The 16,884-nt window shown below is 71.6% G+C and carries 21 protein-coding genes; 8 read left to right on the top strand and 13 right to left on the bottom strand.

All coding sequences use genetic code 11. The features are described 5' to 3' along the window. Positions 1-4: 4 nt before the first annotated feature. Positions 5-604 carry a class I SAM-dependent methyltransferase gene (locus P3T41_RS13080; protein WP_280689948.1) on the bottom strand — a complete coding sequence of 200 codons (600 nt, stop codon included), beginning with the start codon at positions 602-604 and terminating at the stop codon, positions 5-7. Positions 605-618: 14 nt separating this feature from the next. Continuing rightward, entirely contained in the window at positions 619-1,191 is a 573-nt protein-coding gene (locus tag P3T41_RS13075; RefSeq protein WP_280689947.1) for an alpha/beta hydrolase, read from the bottom strand. 192 nt (positions 1,192-1,383) lie between these two features. Between P3T41_RS13075 and P3T41_RS13070 the strand changes: the two genes are divergently transcribed. Then, entirely contained in the window at positions 1,384-3,333 is a 1,950-nt protein-coding gene (locus tag P3T41_RS13070; RefSeq protein ID WP_280689945.1) for a phospholipase C, phosphocholine-specific, read from the top strand. Between the two features lie 127 nt (positions 3,334-3,460). Here P3T41_RS13070 and P3T41_RS13065 read toward each other — a convergent pair whose 3' ends face one another. Both P3T41_RS13065 and P3T41_RS13060 read right to left on the bottom strand, forming a co-directional pair. Then, a complete protein-coding gene (locus P3T41_RS13065) occupies positions 3,461-3,811 on the bottom strand; it encodes a hypothetical protein (protein WP_280689944.1) in 351 nt (116 codons plus the stop codon). A gap of 69 nt (positions 3,812-3,880) precedes the next feature. Beyond that, positions 3,881-4,744 (bottom strand): NAD(P)H-binding protein, encoded by an 864-nt coding sequence (locus tag P3T41_RS13060; RefSeq protein ID WP_280690195.1) that lies wholly within the window; start codon positions 4,742-4,744, stop codon positions 3,881-3,883. 94 nt (positions 4,745-4,838) lie between these two features. Here P3T41_RS13060 and P3T41_RS13055 point away from each other — a divergent pair, with 94 nt between their 5' ends. Continuing rightward, a complete protein-coding gene (locus P3T41_RS13055) occupies positions 4,839-5,555 on the top strand; it encodes a helix-turn-helix domain-containing protein (RefSeq protein ID WP_280689943.1) in 717 nt (238 codons plus the stop codon). 104 nt (positions 5,556-5,659) lie between these two features. On the opposite strand, the gene P3T41_RS13050 is transcribed toward P3T41_RS13055, so the two are convergent. Continuing rightward, on the bottom strand, positions 5,660-6,649 hold the full coding sequence (locus P3T41_RS13050) for a CehA/McbA family metallohydrolase (RefSeq protein ID WP_280689942.1): 990 nt from the start codon (positions 6,647-6,649) through the stop codon (positions 5,660-5,662). A 103-nt stretch (positions 6,650-6,752) separates the two neighbouring features. Here P3T41_RS13050 and P3T41_RS13045 point away from each other — a divergent pair, with 103 nt between their 5' ends. Together P3T41_RS13045 and P3T41_RS13040 are read left to right on the top strand one after the other, a co-directional pair. Then, the gene (locus P3T41_RS13045) at positions 6,753-7,103 is read left to right on the top strand and encodes a PadR family transcriptional regulator (RefSeq protein ID WP_280689941.1); all 351 of its coding nucleotides are present in this window, start codon (positions 6,753-6,755) and stop codon (positions 7,101-7,103) included. Continuing rightward, positions 7,100-8,101, top strand: coding sequence for a hypothetical protein (locus tag P3T41_RS13040; protein ID WP_280689940.1), 1,002 nt, complete (start codon positions 7,100-7,102; stop codon positions 8,099-8,101). Before P3T41_RS13045 ends, P3T41_RS13040 begins: the two co-directional genes overlap by 4 nt. Before the next feature lie 226 nt (positions 8,102-8,327). Here the strand turns inward: P3T41_RS13040 and P3T41_RS13035 are convergent, their stop codons facing one another. From P3T41_RS13035 to P3T41_RS13025, 3 genes are read right to left on the bottom strand one after another with little or no spacing between them, the layout of a single operon-like run. Next, positions 8,328-8,537 (bottom strand): DUF397 domain-containing protein, encoded by a 210-nt coding sequence (locus P3T41_RS13035; protein WP_280689938.1) that lies wholly within the window; start codon positions 8,535-8,537, stop codon positions 8,328-8,330. Between the two features lie 22 nt (positions 8,538-8,559). Next, entirely contained in the window at positions 8,560-8,766 is a 207-nt protein-coding gene (locus tag P3T41_RS13030; RefSeq protein ID WP_280689937.1) for a DUF397 domain-containing protein, read from the bottom strand. Then, the gene (locus P3T41_RS13025; protein ID WP_280689936.1) at positions 8,759-9,622 is read right to left on the bottom strand and encodes a helix-turn-helix transcriptional regulator; all 864 of its coding nucleotides are present in this window, start codon (positions 9,620-9,622) and stop codon (positions 8,759-8,761) included. Before P3T41_RS13025 ends, P3T41_RS13030 begins: the two co-directional genes overlap by 8 nt. A gap of 77 nt (positions 9,623-9,699) precedes the next feature. Between P3T41_RS13025 and P3T41_RS13020 the strand changes: the two genes are divergently transcribed. From P3T41_RS13020 to P3T41_RS13010, 3 genes are read left to right on the top strand one after another with little or no spacing between them, the layout of a single operon-like run. Next, positions 9,700-9,951: a hypothetical protein gene (locus tag P3T41_RS13020; protein ID WP_280689935.1), complete on the top strand. Its 252-nt coding sequence runs from the start codon at positions 9,700-9,702 to the stop codon at positions 9,949-9,951. Further along, entirely contained in the window at positions 9,948-10,193 is a 246-nt protein-coding gene (locus P3T41_RS13015) for a hypothetical protein (protein WP_280689934.1), read from the top strand. The genes P3T41_RS13020 and P3T41_RS13015 overlap by 4 nt, the downstream gene beginning before the upstream one ends. Beyond that, a complete protein-coding gene (locus P3T41_RS13010; protein ID WP_280689933.1) occupies positions 10,190-10,393 on the top strand; it encodes a hypothetical protein in 204 nt (67 codons plus the stop codon). The genes P3T41_RS13015 and P3T41_RS13010 overlap by 4 nt, the downstream gene beginning before the upstream one ends. Here the strand turns inward: P3T41_RS13010 and P3T41_RS13005 are convergent. The 5 genes from P3T41_RS13005 to P3T41_RS12985 all read right to left on the bottom strand — a co-directional run bounded on the left by P3T41_RS13005 (position 10,365) and on the right by P3T41_RS12985 (position 16,158). Continuing rightward, positions 10,365-11,072 carry a class I SAM-dependent methyltransferase gene (locus P3T41_RS13005; RefSeq protein WP_280689932.1) on the bottom strand — a complete coding sequence of 236 codons (708 nt, stop codon included), beginning with the start codon at positions 11,070-11,072 and terminating at the stop codon, positions 10,365-10,367. The two genes, P3T41_RS13010 and P3T41_RS13005, sit on opposite strands and share 29 nt — an antisense overlap. Before the next feature lie 193 nt (positions 11,073-11,265). After that, entirely contained in the window at positions 11,266-11,694 is a 429-nt protein-coding gene (locus P3T41_RS13000) for a hypothetical protein (RefSeq protein WP_280689930.1), read from the bottom strand. Between the two features lie 86 nt (positions 11,695-11,780). Beyond that, positions 11,781-12,650: an NAD(P)-dependent oxidoreductase gene (locus P3T41_RS12995; RefSeq protein WP_280689929.1), complete on the bottom strand. Its 870-nt coding sequence runs from the start codon at positions 12,648-12,650 to the stop codon at positions 11,781-11,783. Between the two features lie 142 nt (positions 12,651-12,792). Then, positions 12,793-15,018, bottom strand: a complete 2,226-nt coding sequence (locus P3T41_RS12990; protein WP_280689928.1) for a hypothetical protein — start codon at positions 15,016-15,018, stop codon at positions 12,793-12,795. A gap of 522 nt (positions 15,019-15,540) precedes the next feature. Beyond that, positions 15,541-16,158: a helix-turn-helix domain-containing protein gene (locus tag P3T41_RS12985; RefSeq protein WP_280689927.1), complete on the bottom strand. Its 618-nt coding sequence runs from the start codon at positions 16,156-16,158 to the stop codon at positions 15,541-15,543. Positions 16,159-16,229: 71 nt separating this feature from the next. Here P3T41_RS12985 and P3T41_RS12980 point away from each other — a divergent pair, with 71 nt between their 5' ends. Continuing rightward, positions 16,230-16,877 (top strand): SDR family oxidoreductase, encoded by a 648-nt coding sequence (locus P3T41_RS12980; protein ID WP_280689926.1) that lies wholly within the window; start codon positions 16,230-16,232, stop codon positions 16,875-16,877. Positions 16,878-16,884 lie beyond the last annotated feature (7 nt).

Raw genomic sequence — 16,884 nt, 5'->3', positions numbered from 1 at the left:
GCCGTCAGCCGCGCAGGGTCCCGATCACGCTGCTGAGGTCCGGGGCGAGCCGCACCTCGGTGGCGCGCAGGGCGGGGTGCTCCAGCCACTGCAGGCGGGCGGTGTCCGGCCGGCTGTCGTGCAGCGGCGGCCAACCGCTGCTCGGGGTGAAGTCGTCGACCACCACGGTGCCGCCCGGGGCCAGCAGCCGCGCCGGGTCGGCGGCCGCCCCGTCGCCCTTGCCCTGGCCGCCGCCGTCCAGGATCAGCAGGTCGAACGGTCCGAGCCGGTGCAGTTCGCTCCAGTCGCCGCAGACCACCTCGATCTGCGGCTGGTCGGCGAAGACCTCGGCCGCGACGGCGGCGCGGGCCGGGTCCCGTTCGACGCTGATCAGCCGGACCCCGGCCGCCGCCCCCGAGGCGAGCCAGGCCAGGCCCACCCCGCAGCCGGTGCCGCTCTCGCCGATCAGGGTGGGCGCACCCTGGGCCAGCGCGCGGATCAGCTGGCCCTGTTCGGGGCGGCAGGAGTTGCCGAAGCCGTGCGCGTCGGCGGCCGCGAGGGCGCGGCGGACCAGCGGTGGCAGGTCGGTGGCGGCGAGGTGGGCGGCGGTGCCGTGCAGTGACATGGGATTCCCGTGGGTCAGCGTGTGATGGGCTGAAGCTCCGTCAGCAGAGCTCGCCCCTCGGGCCAGTCGCCCAGCCCGGAGTCGGCGTTGAGGTGGCCGCGCGGCCCGGTCTCCACCAGCCGGGAGCCCCAGCCGCCGGCGAAGAGCCGGGCACGCTCCGGCGTGCAGTACGGGTCGTCCGAGCTCGCCACCAGGATGCTCGGGAAGGGCAGCGGCAGCAGCGGGATCGGGCTGAAGGTGGCCAGCGCCGGGATCCGCGCGTTGTCGATGTCGGCCGGCACGACCAGCAGCGCCCCGAGCACCGTCGCGGGCGCCTGGTCTGCCTGTTCCGCCTTGGCCGCCTGGTCCGCCCAGTGCGCGACCGTCACGCACCCCAGACTGTGCGCCGCCAGCAGGACCGGGCCCGGCTGCGCCCGTACCGCCCGGTCCAGGGCGGCGACCCAGTCGGCGCACCGCGGTTCGTCCCAGTCGGCCTGCTCGACCCGCACCATCCGCGGGTCGAGCCGCTCCCAGCGGCTCTGCCAGTGCTCGGCGCCGGAGCCCTGCCAGCCGGGCAGGACGAGGACGGTGGGAAAGTCGGCGGTCATGGCGGGAGCCTAGCGTTCTGACGCTGGATCAGGTGCCGGACGGTCACCATCCGGACCCGTGTCGGTGGCGGACATGTACAGACACCTCAACGGCAGTCCCGGGGTCTTCCGTCGTTCACTCGTCCCTGGAATCATCCCTACCCGCAAGTAACGACCCCTCAGCTGTCCGGCCCCGGACCTCCAGGAGGACCCGTGTCCCCGCTCTCCCGCCGTACACTGCTCGGCTCGGCCGCCGCCTCCGGCGCCGCGCTCGGCCTCGGCGCGCTGCCCGGCTCGCTCCAGCAGGCACTTGCCGCCCCCTCGATCCCCGGCACGCTCGACGACGTCGAGCACGTCGTGGTGCTGATGCAGGAGAACCGTTCCTTCGACCACTACTTCGGCACCCTGAACGGCGTGCGCGGCTACGGCGACACCTCCAGGGTGCGGTTCCCCGGCGGTTCGGACGTGCTGCAGCAGAAGATGTTCGGCAGCTGGGGCAGCACGCTGCTGCCCTGGCACCTGGACACCTCGACCAGCGACGCCCAGCGGATCTTCGACCTGGACCACTCCTGGGGCGGCACCCACAACGCCTGGGCCAACGGCCAGTGGAACGACTGGATCCCGGCCAAGACCTGGTACACCATGGGGTACTACCGACGCCAGGACATCCCGTTCCAGTACGCGCTCGCCGACAACTTCACCGTCTGCGACCAGTACTTCTGCTCGGCCATGACCTCCACCGACCCGAACCGGCTCTACCTCTGGTCGGGCATGATCGACCCGAACGGCATCGGCGGCGGCCCGGCCACCGACAACAGCAAGTCCGGCTTCACCTGGACCACCTACCCCGAGCGCCTGCAGGCCGCGGGCATCTCCTGGAAGGTCTACCAGCAGCAGGACAACTTCGACGACAACGCGCTGGCCTGGTTCAAGTCCTTCCAGACCGCGCCGACCAGCTCCCCGCTCTACGTCAACGGCATGGCCCGGGCCGGCGCGGACGACTTCGCCAACGACGTGGCGGCCGGCCGGCTCCCGGCGGTCAGCTGGGTGGTCGCCCCGACCGCGCAGTCCGAGCACCCGAACTACCCGCCGGCCCAGGGCGCCGACTTCACCGCCTCGGTGGTGCTGGAGGCGCTGGCCGCCAACCCGGAGGTCTGGGCGAAGACTGTCGTCCTCCTCAACTACGACGAGAACGACGGCTTCTTCGACCACGTGGTGCCGCCGGTGGCGCCCGACGGCACGCCGGACGAGTTCATCGGCGGAGCGCCGATCGGCCTCGGCCCGCGGGTGCCGATGATCGTGATCTCGCCGTGGAGCCGGGGCGGCAAGGTCAACTCCGAGGTCTTCGACCACACGTCGGTGCTGCGCTTCCTGGAGAACTGGACCGGCGTGAAGGAGACCAACATCTCCGCCTGGCGCCGCACCGTCTGCGGCGACCTGATGTCCGCCTTCGACTTCACCACCAGCGACCGCAGCTTCCCGGGCCTGCCGGACACCAAGCAGCTGCTCGCCGACCTGGCCCAGCAGGACAAGCTGCTGCTGCCGCCGATCTTCCCCCCGATCGTCCAGCAGCAGCCGCAGATCGAGTCGGGCGACCGGCCCGCGCTGCCGACCGGCTACCGCTTCGGCTCCTCCTCGCGCACCGACACCGGCACCGGACAGCTCTGGATCACCCTGGACAACCTGGGCACGCTGGGCGCGGGCATCTCGATGTACACGGTGAACTTCCGTCAGTTCGGCGCCTGGCGCTACACCCTGCCGGCGGGCGGCACGGTCAGCGACTTCTTCAGCGCACTCGGCGTCAGCGGCGGCCCCTACGACATCGATGCGCACGGCCCCGACGGCTTCCTGCGCGGCTACAAGGGCGACGTGCGGACCTGGACCAACAGCGGGAAGGGTCACCCGGAGGTCGCCTCGGTGGAGGCGCCGGACGGCGTGCGGATCACGCTGAGCAACGCGGGCAGCCAGCCGGTGGTCTTCACCATCGGCGTCAACACCGCTTTCGGGGCGAGCGGTTCGGCCCCCGTGGCGGTGACGGTGGCCCCCGGTGCGACGGCCCAGAAGGTACTCGCACCGACCGCCGCCGGACGCTACGACTACGCGGTGACGGCGGACACCGGCGACGGCTTCGAGCGGCGCTTCGCGGGGCGACTGCAGCCGTGAGGCGGTAGCGCGCGCACCGGTGGCGCCCGGATGGTCGAGGGCGCTACCGGTGCACGTGCGCTACCGAGTGGCCCCGGGCCCGTGGCGCAGCTGCGCGACGCGCTGGGCAGCTACTCCCAGCTCCAGCTCACCCGTTCACCGCCGCGTACGCGCTGCGGTAGAGCTCGGCGACCTCGACGGCGTGCGTGCGGCACTCCTCGATGCTCTCGGCGTGATTGGCCAGGTAGTTGGCCCGGTGGTAGACCTTCGCGGTCTGCGAGTGCCGTTCGATCTCCACGACGGTGGCCCAGCGGGCGACGAAGGCACGGATCGGGTTGACGCTGCCCTCTTTGATGGCCTCCGCCATGGCCCGGGTCTGCCCGTCGACCAGCTCCGGCAGGCGGTCCGCGGCGACAACGGCGATTGCGGCCTTGAGCGCGGCAGGGTTCTTCTCGGGCCGGGGGATGAGCTCGACGCCGTCGTCCACGGGCAGACTCACTGGGCGCTCCTTTCGTCTCGTGTCAGGCTATTCGCCGCCTGCACCGGTTGTGCCAGGAAGCCGGGCGTTTCACCCGGCCGGTATGAGCCCCGCCTTCAGGACCTCGCGCAGGGGCGTCGTCGGGCGGCCGAGGAGGTGGGCGAGTGCCGGGTCGACGTGGGCGAACTCGCCTTGCCTGCTTGCGGCGAACAGGCCCAGGGTCAGCTCCACCCGTGCTTCGGGCAGGCCCTGGGCGAGCAGCGATGCCCGGTACTGCTCGTCCGGTACGACGACCCGTCGGATCGTTCGTCCGGTCAGCTCGGCGGCGAGCTCCGCGGCCCCGGCCAGGTCGAGGGCCGCGCCGGCGGTCAGGGCCGGTGTCGGGCCGTCGAAGCTCTCCTCGGCCAGGGTGATCGCGGCGGCCTCGGCCAGGTCGGCGTGGGCGGTCCAGGAGACCGGCCCGTCCTGGGGTGCGGTCAGTTCGCCCGTCTTCAGGGCCTCGGTGAGCAGCCACAGCGTGGTGGACGCGTAGAAGCCGTTGCGCAGCGAGGTGAAGGCCATGCCGGACTCGCGCAGCAGCGCTTCGGTGGCCGCGTGGTCGACCATGGGCGGGAACGGCGAGGACGGGTTCACGCCCATGTGGCTGGTGTAGAGGATGCGGTGGGCGCCGGCCGCCTCGGCCGCCTCGATCGCGGTCCGGTGCTGGGTGATCGCCGCCCCGCCGGTGGTGGCGGCGGACACGATCAGGACCTGCGAGGCCCCCTCGAAAGCATGGGCCAGGCTCGCGGGGTCGGTGAAGTCGCCCCGGCGCACACGGACGCCCTGCACCGCCAACTCCCGCGCCTGCTCAGGGTCGCGGACGCTCACGGCGATCTGCTCGGCGGGGACGCGGCCGAGCAACTGCTCGACGATTCCCCGGCCGAGCGTGCCGTTGGCCCCGGTGATGACGATCATGACGACCTCCAGTTGGTCCGCACTCACTGCTAATGCCTATGACGCTAGCAGCGCTACCGTAAAGGTGCAAACCGCTTCGTGTTATCGTTGATATATGACTGAAGGCGACCTGCCGGCTGCCGGGCACGGCCCCCGGGAACGGATCCTCGCCGCCACGGCCGAACTGCTGGCCACCGGCGGCCGGGAGGCCGTGTCGACGCGCACGGTGGGCGCCGCCGCCGCCGTGCAGGCCCCGACCATCTACCGGCTCTTCGGCGACATGCGGGGCCTGCTCGACGCGGTCGCGGCCGAAGGCTTCGAGGCCTACCTGGCCAGGAAGACCGACCGGAAACCGATCGCGGACCCGGTGGAAGACCTGCGCGCGGGCTGGGACCTGCACATCGACTTCGGCCTGGCCAACCCAGCCCTGTACCTGATCATGTCGGAGCAGGGACGGCCCGGGACCGCCGCGCCGCCGGCGGCCCTCGCCGGCCTCGAGATCCTCACCGCGCGCATCCACCGGATCGCCGAGGCCGGCCGGCTGCGCGTCAGCGAGGAGCGGGCCGCCAACCTCGTCCAGGCCGCCGGCCGCGGCACGACCCTGATGCTGATCGACATGCCCGCGGACCATCGCGACCCGGAACTGTCGGTCATGGCCCGCGAAGCGGTCATCGCCGCCGTCACCACCGACGCTCCGGCCCTCGCGGCACCCGGACCAGTCACCGCCGCGGTCGCCCTGCGCGCCGTCCTGCCGCAGACCACCGCGCTGACCGACCTGGAGCGGGCTCTCCTACGCGAGTGGCTCGACCGCATCGCCAACCCCGCGCGGTAGCGCGGCTCCAGGAACGACGCGCCGACCTCCACCCGGGCCTGCTCGAACCGGTCTGCAGCCCCATCTGCCCACGCCGCCTGTGCACCTCGTGTTGAAGCGATCGGTCAGGTCAGGACGATCGGGTTGGTGAGTGCGGCGACGTGTCCGTCGGGATGGCGGACCTCGATGCGGACGAATGTCGAGTCCTCCGCCGTCGTGTGCCACTGCACCGCACCTGCTCCGTCACCGGGAAGCGGCACGCGGTGGACCTTCCCTCTGTCGGTGTGGAAGCTGACGACCGCCGCCGGCACGCCGAGTACTGCTGCCTGCACTTCGACCCGCCCACCATGAGTTGCGAGCTGTTCGCCCACCCCGGCGACGCGGCCACCAACGCTGGCGGTGAACGACACGTCCACCTGCGCCGACTCGGCGATCCAGCTGCGGCCTGAGCGGATCCCGGCGAGGATCGCCTGAGTGCTCAACTCCTCGGCGAAGACCACGGTGTGCGGGATCCCGATCTGACCCTCCAGGTGTGTGTCGCTGTTGCCCATCGCCGGCCGCCACGAGCCCGTCCGGACATCGGCTGCGAGGCTCCGTCCCCACTCGGCCAGGGCGGCCTCGTTGTCGGCATTCCAGGGCCGGTCCGAAGTCCACAGCCCGTTCCACACCTCCACCACGTCCAGGCCTCGGAAAGGGAACATGAAGTCGCCCGACGGATAGGGCGCGTGGGGATGCGCGGCCACGCACAGGCCTCCCACCTGATGGACCTGATCCAGGCACCGATCGATCAGTCCGTTCCTGACCTCGTGGTTCCAGTCGACGACCTGACCGGGGGTGGTGCCGAGCGCGAGCCAGTGCCCGGTCCTCGTGGTCACTTCCTCTCCCAGCATGATCAAGAAGTCATCGGCAGCCAGCCGGGCCCATGTATCGGGTGCCGCGGCAGAGTTGTGCTCTGTCGTCGCGATGAAGTCGAGCCCGGCGTCCCGCGCCCGCAGTGCCAACTCTTCGGGAGTGAGTTCGCCGTCCGAGTGGACGGAGTGGACATGGCAGTCCCCGCGGTACCAGCTTGCTCCGCGTCCCAGCGCCCGTATCGGCGGGAAGCTCAAACTCGACAAGGGGGTTCTCCTCCCTCAAAGGCCTGTCGAGCGAACGTCCGGGCAGGGCAACCGGTTCCGTGGGGGTTGTGCATGGGCCGATGATCTACCTATGCTTCGGATCATGACGCAGCGCGCACTGCAGGAACCGACCCTGCTCATGCTCACGGTCCTGGCCGATCAGCCGCGACACGGATACGCGATCGTCCAGGAAGTCCTGACCATCTCTCAGGGGCGGGTACGGCTACGCACCGGCACCCTGTACAGCGCCCTGGAACGCCTCGTCCTGGAAGACCTCATCGAGGTGCACAGCGAGGAGACCGTGGCGGGCAGGCTCCGCCGCAGCTACTGCCTGACCGGGCAAGGGCGGGTGGTGCTCGCCACCGAGGCCGAGCGCCTGCGCTCCACCGCCGCGGAAGCCGAACGTCGCCTTGCCAGCCCCTTCACGTCCCGTTGGAAGGAATCCTTCGCGTGAACCCACAGCACCCCGCCGCTTCCCCGGACCAGACGGGCGAAGCGGCAACCGGCCGCACCGAACCGGTGCCGCCGGCCCCCAGCCGTCTGCTGCGCCTCTACCCCGCCGCGTACCGGCAGCAGCACGGCGAGGAGATCGCGGCCCTCCACTGGGAGGCCCGGGAAGCGGCCGCCGGGCCGGTGGCCCGCGCACGGGAGAGCCTCGACCTGTTCGGCCACGCGGCCCGGGTCCGGCTGGGGATCTCGTCCGCCACCGTGGCGGGCAAGGCACTTGGCGCCGCCGCACCGTACGTGCTCGTCGGCGCCGCCGCATCGGCGGTGATCAGCCTCGTCCCGAGCATCCACACCCCCGAGTCCGAGCTGCTGGGGCCCCTCGGCATCGTGCTCAATGCGCTGCTGGCGCTCGCTCTGCTCGGTGCCGTCGCCGGACGCTGGGCCTGGGCAAGGCCGTTGGCCCTGCTCAGCAGCACGGCGCTGCTCCTGGCGTCGGCGGTTGCCCTGGGGCGGCACGTCGCGCCCGCGCGGATCCGGGTGGGCGATCAGCTGCTTCTGATCGACACCCATCAGCACGTCGCGCCCGCGCGGATCCCGTTCCTCGCGCTGGTCGTCGTGCTGCTGCTGTGCGCACCGCTCGACCTGCAGCCGCTCTCGCCCCGCAACCGGTGGGCCATGCTGGGCACCGCAGCCGCGATCGTGCTGCCACCGGTGGCCTGGAGCCTGGGAGTTCCGGGACTCGTCCCGTCCGATCGCTCGCCGTGGCCCGTCATCGTGATGGCCGTGGTGATCATCGCCTCCCTCGCCCGCTCCCGGTCGAACCCCGCCCTCGTCGCCGGCGCATTCCTGGCCACGCTGCCCTGGTTCTGCAACGTCCTCGCCTACCACCCGACTCCGCTGCTCCAGATCGAGATCGGTGCCTACGCGGGCCTGATGCTGGTGGCCTACGGCTGGCACCTGACGGGACGCACCGGACGGTCCGGGGCTGAGCTCCCCAGCTCGTAGCGGTTGGTTGCCAGCCCCTGCTGTCCGACGTCCGGGCTCACGCGGTCGCGGCCCCAGCCGCGCTGCCCGCCAGCGAGCTGATGCCGCATCAGGCATGGTTCGCCGTTGTATGAGCGGCGGCCCGGTTCACAGCGCTTCGCCCCGCCGATCCAGCGATCGACGGGGCAGAGCAGGTTCCGGATCAGGCAACAGCATCCGCCGAGCGGCGCGGGCCGCCCCTGCGGGGTCAGACGATGGTGCCGAACTCGCCGGTGGCGGTGCTGTGGGCGAAGGCTTGCCAGGCGTGGGCGGTGAAGATGAGGGCGGGGCCGTTGGGGTCTTTGGAGTCGCGGACGGGGACCATGTCGGGGTAGCCGTCGGCCACTTCGACGCAGCCGCCTTGTCCGTTGCTGTAGGTGCTCTTGCGCCAGGGGGCGCTGGCCAGGTCAACCTGCATGGTGTTCCAGCTCCTTCTGTAGTCAGATGGCGCCGAACTCGCCGGTGGCGGTGCTGTGGGCGAAGGCTTGCCAGGCGTGGGCGGTGAAGATGAGGGCGGGGCCGCTGGGGTCCTTTGAGTCGCGAACGGGGACTATGTCGGGGAAGCCGTCGGCGACTTCCACACAGCCGCCGCTCCCATTGCTATGGGTGCTCTTGCGCCAGTGAGCGTTGCTCAGGTCATCATGCATGGCTTTCAAGTTCCTTCCGTGCCTTACGGATCGCTGCCAGGGACGCAGCTCGCGAGAGCGCTTCAACCTGGAGCCGATCGTAGTCCTTGGCCCAGGTCGTCACTGTTTCGGCGTCCCGCTCCAGATAGCCGCGCTTCATGGTCTCGGTGTACCCAAGCAATGTGCGGGTGGGCATCGTAAGCAGCACGACCGCGTGGGCGAACGGGTGGTCTTCAGCCAAGCTGTACGGAGCAACCTGAAGGATCACGTTTGGCCGTTGGGCCAGCTCTTCCAGGTGCTTGAGCTGCCGCGTCATGGCTGCTCGACCGCCGATCGGACGACGCAAGCATCCTTCGTCCAGGACCGCGTGAATGATCGGCGCCGGGCTCCGCTCCAGGCAACGTTGGCGAATTCGAAGGACCTTCACGCGCTCGTCGGCTTGGGCCTGGGTGGCGCTGCCACGCCGAACATTCCCGGACTCCCAGGCCTGTGCGTACTCCAGCGTCTGCAGCAGGCCAGGAATCACTCGAAACTCGACCACCCGAATAGTCGTCGCCTCGGCTTCCTTGCCCGTGTACTCCGGGAACCCTTCGATCAGCGCACTGTGTTCAAGTTGCCGCCACATCAGCTCAAGCGTGCCGCCGGTCTTCAGAGCCGCATCTGCTTTGCAGATGAACTTGAAGCTTGGTGGTCGCTTGGCGCGTTCGACACTCGAGATGTACGCCCCCGAGTACTTGATCAGTGCTCCCAATCCAACCTGTGTCAGCCCCCGCGCCTCGCGTGATCGGCGAAGCTGCACACCCAGGGCTGCCAGCGGAGATGACGATGGATCAAGTGTACGACGGTTCAAGGTCAACTCCAATTGAACCTGTGTCAAGTGGCGAATTGAACTGCTTCCCATAGTAGCCCCGGATGCCGATGCTTGTAGCGGAACGACTACAGAACGGAGTCGGCATGACGACCCGCAGAACGCCCCCACCGGTGCTCTACACCCCTCAAGTCGGGGAGCTGGTCCGCGACCTGAAGCACGGTCTCAACGGCATCTACATGGGCCCCGGCTACGGCAAGCACCCCACCGTCCACCTGCGCCCCGAGCGCGGCGGCTGCGAGTGGGAGACCCCGGCCAGTGAGATCCAACCGCTCACCACGGAACCGGCGTTGCAGCCAGCCCGCACCCCCGCCCGCGTCACCGGGGAGCCCCGGTGACGCCCCAGCAGGCTGTCACCGCTCCCGTCCCCCTGCCGCCCCGGCGGCAGTGGCGGTTCGGGTGGTGCGTCTGCTGTGACCGGCAGACGCTGGTGGCGCCCGGACCTCAAATCGCCACGGACAGCGGCCTGATGGCGCTGCCGTTCTGCGTGGACGGCTTCGAGCGGGCCGGGCGGTACGTCCATCGCGTGCGCGTCAAGGTGCGGGCGCGCTCCGAGATCCGAAGGAACGACGAACGATGAGCAACCCCACCCCCCGAAGCCCGTTCGACCGCAGGGCCGCACTGACCGAGCTCCGCGCCCTCGGGCGGCAGCTCGACCAGCAGGTGGCGAACCGCAGTGGCACCACGCCGGACGAGCTGGATGCGACGCTCGACGCCACGCTCGACGCGATGCGCGCCGTTCACGCCCGGATCATCGCCGACCAGGACCACCCGGCCTGACCGGGGAGGCCGGGTGGCCAGGCCTGCGGGCGTAGGCGAACAGGTGCTGCTCCACGCCCATGGCGGGGAAGTCGGGTTGAAAGAAGCTCAGTTGGTCATGCAGGATCTCAAGTCCGATGTCCCGCAGGCGTTCCAGGTAGACCTTGGCGGGATAGCTGGTGGCGGTGACGTGGTGGCCCAACCACTCGACCGGCAGGTTCTCCGCGTCGAACGGGACGGTGGCGAAGATGAAGTGGCCGCCGGGGACCAGCCAGTCGGCGATCCGCTCCAGCGTGCGGTCGAGGTCGCTGCGGGGCATCTGCAGAAGCGGGAAGAACGCACAGACCGCATCCCAACTCCCGCTCGCATACGCCACGGTGCGCACGTCGCCCGGCTCGAAGCGGGCGCCGGGCACCTGGGAGCGGGCGAGGTCGACCATGGTCGTGGAGACGTCGATGCCGGTCACCCGGTGGCCGGCGCGGGCGAGCAGGTCGGCGGTGGGGCGGCCGGTGCCCGAGCCGATGTCCAGCACGCGCGCCCGGGCCGGCAGGCGGGCGGCGAGCCAGTCGATCGCGGCGAGTTGCTCGGGCAGGTGGCCGTAGGCCTGTTCATAGGTCAGGCCGAGGGTGTCGAACAGCTGGGCGGCTCGCTCGGCCGAATCCGGGCATGCCGATGGGGCGAGCGTTGCGTCAGGGGTCATCGCGAGCGGTCCACTTCCATGGTCATCGACACGTCGCGCAGGACACTACACTGCGCGACCAGATTCTCACGTAACGTGAATATCGATGTGGTGATCCATGCTCACGCGTCGGCCTGCCGACGGACCGGGACGGCCCGTGGCGCCACCGCTGCGGCGCCAAGGGCCGGCCGGAGCGTCTGACGGATCTGACGGATCAGCAGCCCGGGCCGGAGTGCAGGCCGGAGTTCCAGTTGACGATCTGGTGGTTGTTGGGGTCGAACTCGGTGACCTGCTCCCGGACGCACACGCCGACTCCGTTGACCGTCACCGGGCCGGCGTAGGTGGTGTAGGGCTGGCCGTCGTAGCCACCGTGGACGCCGGCCGAGGTCGTGATCGAGATCTCGGTGAGCGTCCTGGTGCCCGCGTACTCCGACTTGACGAAGACGGCGCAGTTGGTGGTGCCGTCCCAGTAGCCGTAGTCCCAGCCGGCGGTGCCGCCGTTGACGTCGGTCACCATGCCGGACCACACGAGGTTGCCCGCGCAGCCGTAGGAGCCGGCGTGGGCGGCCGGGGCCGCCGCGACGCCGCCCAGCATCGCGAGGCCGGTGACGGAGAGGGTGGATATCAGCTTGCGTGCGCGCATGGTCGGCTGCCGATCTGCGAAGGAATGTAACCGACCGTCAGTTGATCACAGCCGGTCGGCGCCGCCCTGACCGGGGTTGGGGCGCGTCACGCCAGCCCCGCGCGCCGCCGGGCCGTCTCGCCCAGCGCCGCCAGGTCCCGCTCGCCGTCGCCGTGCGCGACGCTCTCCAGCAGGGCGTCGCGCAGCACGCTCGCGATCGGTAGTGGGACGTGCGCCGCGGCGCCCGCGTTCAGCGCGAGGCCGACGTCCTTGAGGCCGAGGGAGAGGCGGAACGCCGGGTCGTAGCGGCGGGCGGCGATCATGGCGCCGTAGCCGGTGTAGACCGGGCCGGGGAAGACGGTGCCGGTGAGCACCTCCAGCAGATCGGTGGCGGCCAGCCCGTTGGCCTCGGCCAGCGCGGTCGCCTCGGAGAGCGCCTCGACCGCCGAGACCAGCAGGAAGTTGGCGCTGATCTTCGCCACGTTGGCCAGCTCGGGGCGCTCGCCCAGCCGGTAGGTCTGCCGGCCCATCGCCGTGAAGAGCGGTGCCACCCGGTCGAGCAGCGCCGCCTCGCCGGCCGCCAGGATGTTGAGGTTGCCGGCCGCCGCCACGTCGGTGCGGCCCAGTACCGGGGCTGCCACATAACCGATCCCGTGCCGCTGGTGCAGCTCGGCCGCCCGGCGGGCCAACTCCGGTGACACGGTCGCCATGTTGACGTGCACCGTGATGGTGGCCGAGGCCAGTAGCGCCTCGTCGAGCAGCAGCGATTCCACTGCCGCGTCGTCGGCGAGCATCGAGACCAGCACCTCGCCGGCCAGCGCCGCAGCCGGTGTGGCCGCCGCCTCGGCGCCCTGCGCGACCAGCGCCGCCACCGGCTCGGGGGAGCGGTTCCAGGCCCGCACCTGGTGGCCCGCCTTGACGAGCTGTGCGGCCATCTCGCGCCCCATGGCGCCCAGGCCGATGAATCCGACGTTCATGAGGTCACTCCTCGTGTTCAGTGCTGACGGTCGGTCATATCGTAGCCGTCGGCTCTGCGTCGGCTCTGCGTCGGCCGCACCGGACGCCTGAACGCCCTGCCGGGAGAACCGGCAGGGCGTTCAGGGGGGAGCTGATGGACCGTCAGCCTCGGTCCGCCCGGATCCTGGTGGTGTCGCCCGGGCCGAAGGGCAGCGGGACGCGCACGGTGGCCGGCGCCTTGGGGCCGGCCACCGTCACCGGGGCGGCCGCCGCCGTCCGCACGGCCTGGCCGGCCGGCGGCTGCGCCGGGGCGGCGGGCAACTGCACGGTGACGGCGCTCTGCCCGGCGGCCGGGGCGAGCCAGCCGGAGAGCTCGCCGGCGTAGGCCGCGCCGGCCGTCGTGCTCGCGGTGCCGGTCGGCTGGACCTGGACGGTGCCGCTCGGCGCGGTCACCGGGACCTGCACCCCGGCCGGGGCCGTGACGGTCACGGTGCCGCTGCTCTGGTAGGCCGTCACGGTGCCGGCCGCGAGCGCGGCGTTCCAGGCCGCCTGGTGCTGCTCCTGGGTCGCGATGTCCTTCAGCCGCAGGTTGACCACCGGCGTGTTGGTGTTGAAGAAGCCCTGGTAGCTGCTGAGGATCTGGTTGAGCACCGGGTAGGCGATCCGGTCCTCGGCGAAGTTGCCCTGGTAGAGCACCTCGGGGGTGGGGTCGTTGCCCAGGACCCGCGCCAGCGCGATCCGGGCCTCGGTCGGCACGATGCTGCTCGCGAAGCCGGTGGTGGTGTCCAGCGGCGCCGCCAGGCAGGTCGAGGTGGTTGAGGTGCTGCAGGCGCCGCTGCCGCCCTGGGCGGTGGAGGTGTAGAGCCAGTTGTACTCGTCGGTCTCCTCGGCCGCGGTCGCGGCGTTGTGGAAGACGTCGCTCGGGTGTCCGGGCACCGTGGTCGCCGAGCCGACCTGGCGCGAGGCGGACTCCGCCGAGCCGTTGGAGGCCAGCGCGGTCACCCCGAGCGCGGTCAGCGCGGGAGCCAGCGAGGGGTTGTCGGCTGTCTGCTGCGGAGCCAGCGCCAGGCCCGAGTTCTGCGCGGTGACCAGCTCGCTCGGGTCGACCGGCAGGCCCTTGGCCTGGGCCCAGGTGAGGTTGGACTGGACGGCCGAGGTGATCGCCGCCTGGCTGGTCCACTGGATCGCGCCGGTGCCGTCGGTGGCGCAGGTCCACGGCACCACCGTGGTGTTCTGCACGCAGCCGAGGAACGGGTGGCCGTAGGTGGCGTTCGCGAAGCGGAAGGACGCGGCGTTGGCGGCCAGTTCAGCCACGGTCGGGTCGGTGCCGGGCGCGGTCGGGGTGGTCGCGGCGGCGGCCGCGGCGTCGCTGCCCGCGCCGTCGACGGCCAGGTCCAGGGTGATGCCGTTGGCCGCCTCCCAGGCCTTGGCGGCGTCCACGTCGGCCGCGGTCAACCGGATCGGCACGCTGTCGGGGCTGCCCGCCGCCACCTTGCAACCGGCGTCGCCAGCCGTGCACTTGAGGGTGGTGCTCCACCGGCTGTCGGTGTTCAGCACGTTCTGGACCTGGACCGCGAGGTAGTCGCGGTCGAAGCCGAGGTGGACGCCCTGGGTCATCCAGTCCACCACGCCACGGGCCAGCAGCCGCCACTGCTGCTGGTACTGGTTGTAGGCGAAGGTGATGACCAACTCGTCGATGCCGTCGTGGTGGTAGTCGCCGAGCAGGCTGCCGCGCGCGGTGCTGTTCGGGATCGGCACGTCCACCAGCGGGGTGAAACTGGCCCCGGCCGCCTGGGTGGCCAGCGGGGTGGAGAGGAAGCCGTAGCTCTCCACCACGCTCGGGTTGAGCTGCTCGAACGGCACCGGGCCCTTGAGGTAGTCGAAGGCACCGGCCGCGCCCGCGGCGGTGGTGGCGGCGGCCATCCCGTCCAGCGAGCCGAGGTAGCCGGGGTTCTGCGGCCAGTTGAGGCCGACCGACGGCTGCGAGTAGGTGTCGGCGTCCACCTGCCGGACGTTGTAGGCCTGTTCGTAGGAGAGCAGCGCGGCCGACTCGGCGGTGCCGGCGCCCAGCGCGCCGGCGCTGGAGAGCACCACGGCCTGGTACTGGGCCTCGGTGGAGCCGTCCGGCAGGGTCGCGGTGAGGAAGGCCGCGTTGATGGTGGGCCGGTTGGCGTTGCCGACCAGGAGGTCGGTGAACGGGACGCCCTCGCTGGTCAGTTCCGCGGTGATCGAGGCGACCGAGGGGCCGCCGTCGTCGATCACCAGGACCCGCAGGTCGGTGCGGTAGGCGGGCGTCGTGCCGGCCGCGTGGGCGGCGACGGGTGCCGCGCCCAGTGCCAGCAGCGAGCCGGCGGCCAGCGCGGCGGCCCATCGTTTGCTGAAGCCCATTGGTTCCTCCACGTCGAGGGGCACTCCGCAGCCGCGGAGTACCTCGGACAGAAGCGCGCCGCGGGCACGGGTCGGCCCGTGCGCGGATGTTCTGGTGGATCCCCCGTCGGGTGGCCCCCGCCTGGCCGCGATTTCCCCCCGCGTCCCGGCAAACCCCCCGGTCGTACCCGCGACGTGGCCACCGGGGCCCTGGGTCGCGGCGTCGACCGGAGGGAACGCTAACGCAGGGTCAGGCGCGTGGACCAGAGGGTGAGTTCGGTGCCGGTGCGACCCACCTGTCCGATTCCGCGCCGGCCGTAGCGGTCCGCCCGGCACGCCGCGTCCGGTCCGGCGTCCGGGCGGGCGGCGGTCTGCCTAGGCCACGGGCATGTGCGGGTCGACGTGCGTGCCGTCGGGCGAGTACCGTGCGCGCTCCCGTGGTGGCGGCGGGTAATGGCGCAAACTCGCCGTCCGGCGGCCGGCGTTGCGGTCGCGGGCCGGGCGACTCGGCGGCAGGCTGGGACAGTGCGCCGCCAGGCCGGCTCAGCGCAGCGCGGCCCAGGTGGTCCCGGCCACGGCGGGCGCGAACTCCTCGATCGGGCGCACCATCGACTCGCCCGAGAAGTGCAGGAAGAACGCCCGCTGGAAGCAGGCGCCGAGCAGCAGCGCAGCCGCCGCGTAGGGGTCGGCGTCGGGCCGCAGCCGCCCCTGCGCCAGCTCCCGCTCCAGGTAGCCGGTGAGCGCGTCGAGCACCAGGTGCGGCCCGCGCCCGATCTCGTGCAGCCCGTCCCGGTGGCGGCTGAGCAGCGGCGGGTCGGCGAAGAGCGAGGCGGCGACCGGCATGGCCTCGGCGTAGAAGAGCGCGGCGTGCCGGGCGATCGCCGTCAGGTGCTCCTCGACGCTGCGCGAGCCGGGGTCGGCGGCCAGCTCGGCCATCAGCGGGGCGGCGTTCGGCGAGCGCTCGACCAGCACGCAGACGAAGAGCTCCTCCTTGTTGGCGAAGTGCTTGTAGAGCGCGCCCTCCGAGCAGCCGGCCTCGCGGGCGATGGCCTTGGTGGTGGCGGCGGCCAGCCCGACGGTCCGCATCAGTCGCTCGGCGGCGTCCAGCAGGCGCTGCCGGGTGGGCGGGTTCGGCCGGTCGCTTGACTTGGAGGTGAGCATTCACTCACTCTAGCGGAAGAGGGGTGAGTGAATACTCACCCACCAGATCTGACGAGAATCGGGAGACGGTCATGAAGCTCACCGTTTTCGGCGCGACCGGCGGGGTGGGCCGCGAGGTGGTCCGGCAGGCGCTCGGCGCGGGGCACGAGGTCACGGCCGTGGTGCGCGACCCCGCCCGGCTGCCGGTGCCGGATCGGCCGGGGCTCACCGTCGCGACCGTGGCCGACCTGACCGACCCGGCGGCGCTGACCCCGGTGCTGGCGGGCCGGTCCGCCGTGGTCTCCGCGCTTGGGCCGCGCAGCCGCAAGCAGGCCAAGGCGGCGCCGGTGGCCGGCCCGGCGCTGCGGGCCATCGTCGAGGTGATGGACCGGCTGGAGGTGCGGCGGCTCGCCGTGGTCAGCGCCGCGCCGCTCGGCCCGACCCCGCCGGGCGAGGGCCTGTTGCTGCGGGCCGGGTACTCGGTGCTGCGCACCGTGCTCAGCGACGTGTACGCGGACCTGGCGGTGATGGAGCGGGTGCTCGCCGAGAGCGGCATCGAGTGGACGGTGATCCGGCCGCCCCGGCTGCTCGACCGGCCGCACACCGGCAGCTACCGGCAGGTCGTCGAGGGCAACGTCCCGAACGGCCGGAGCATCGGCCGCGCGGACGTCGCCGACGCGCTGCTGACCTGCCTGGACGATCCGGCGACCGTCCGGCACGCAGTCGGGGTCTCGTCCTGACGCGGTG

It is taken from the genome of Kitasatospora sp. GAS204B (assembly GCF_029892155.1).
GTDB lineage: Bacteria > Actinomycetota > Actinomycetes > Streptomycetales > Streptomycetaceae > Kitasatospora.
The sequence above is the reverse complement of the archived record's forward strand: the minus strand, read 5'-3'. Positions and strand labels throughout refer to the sequence as shown.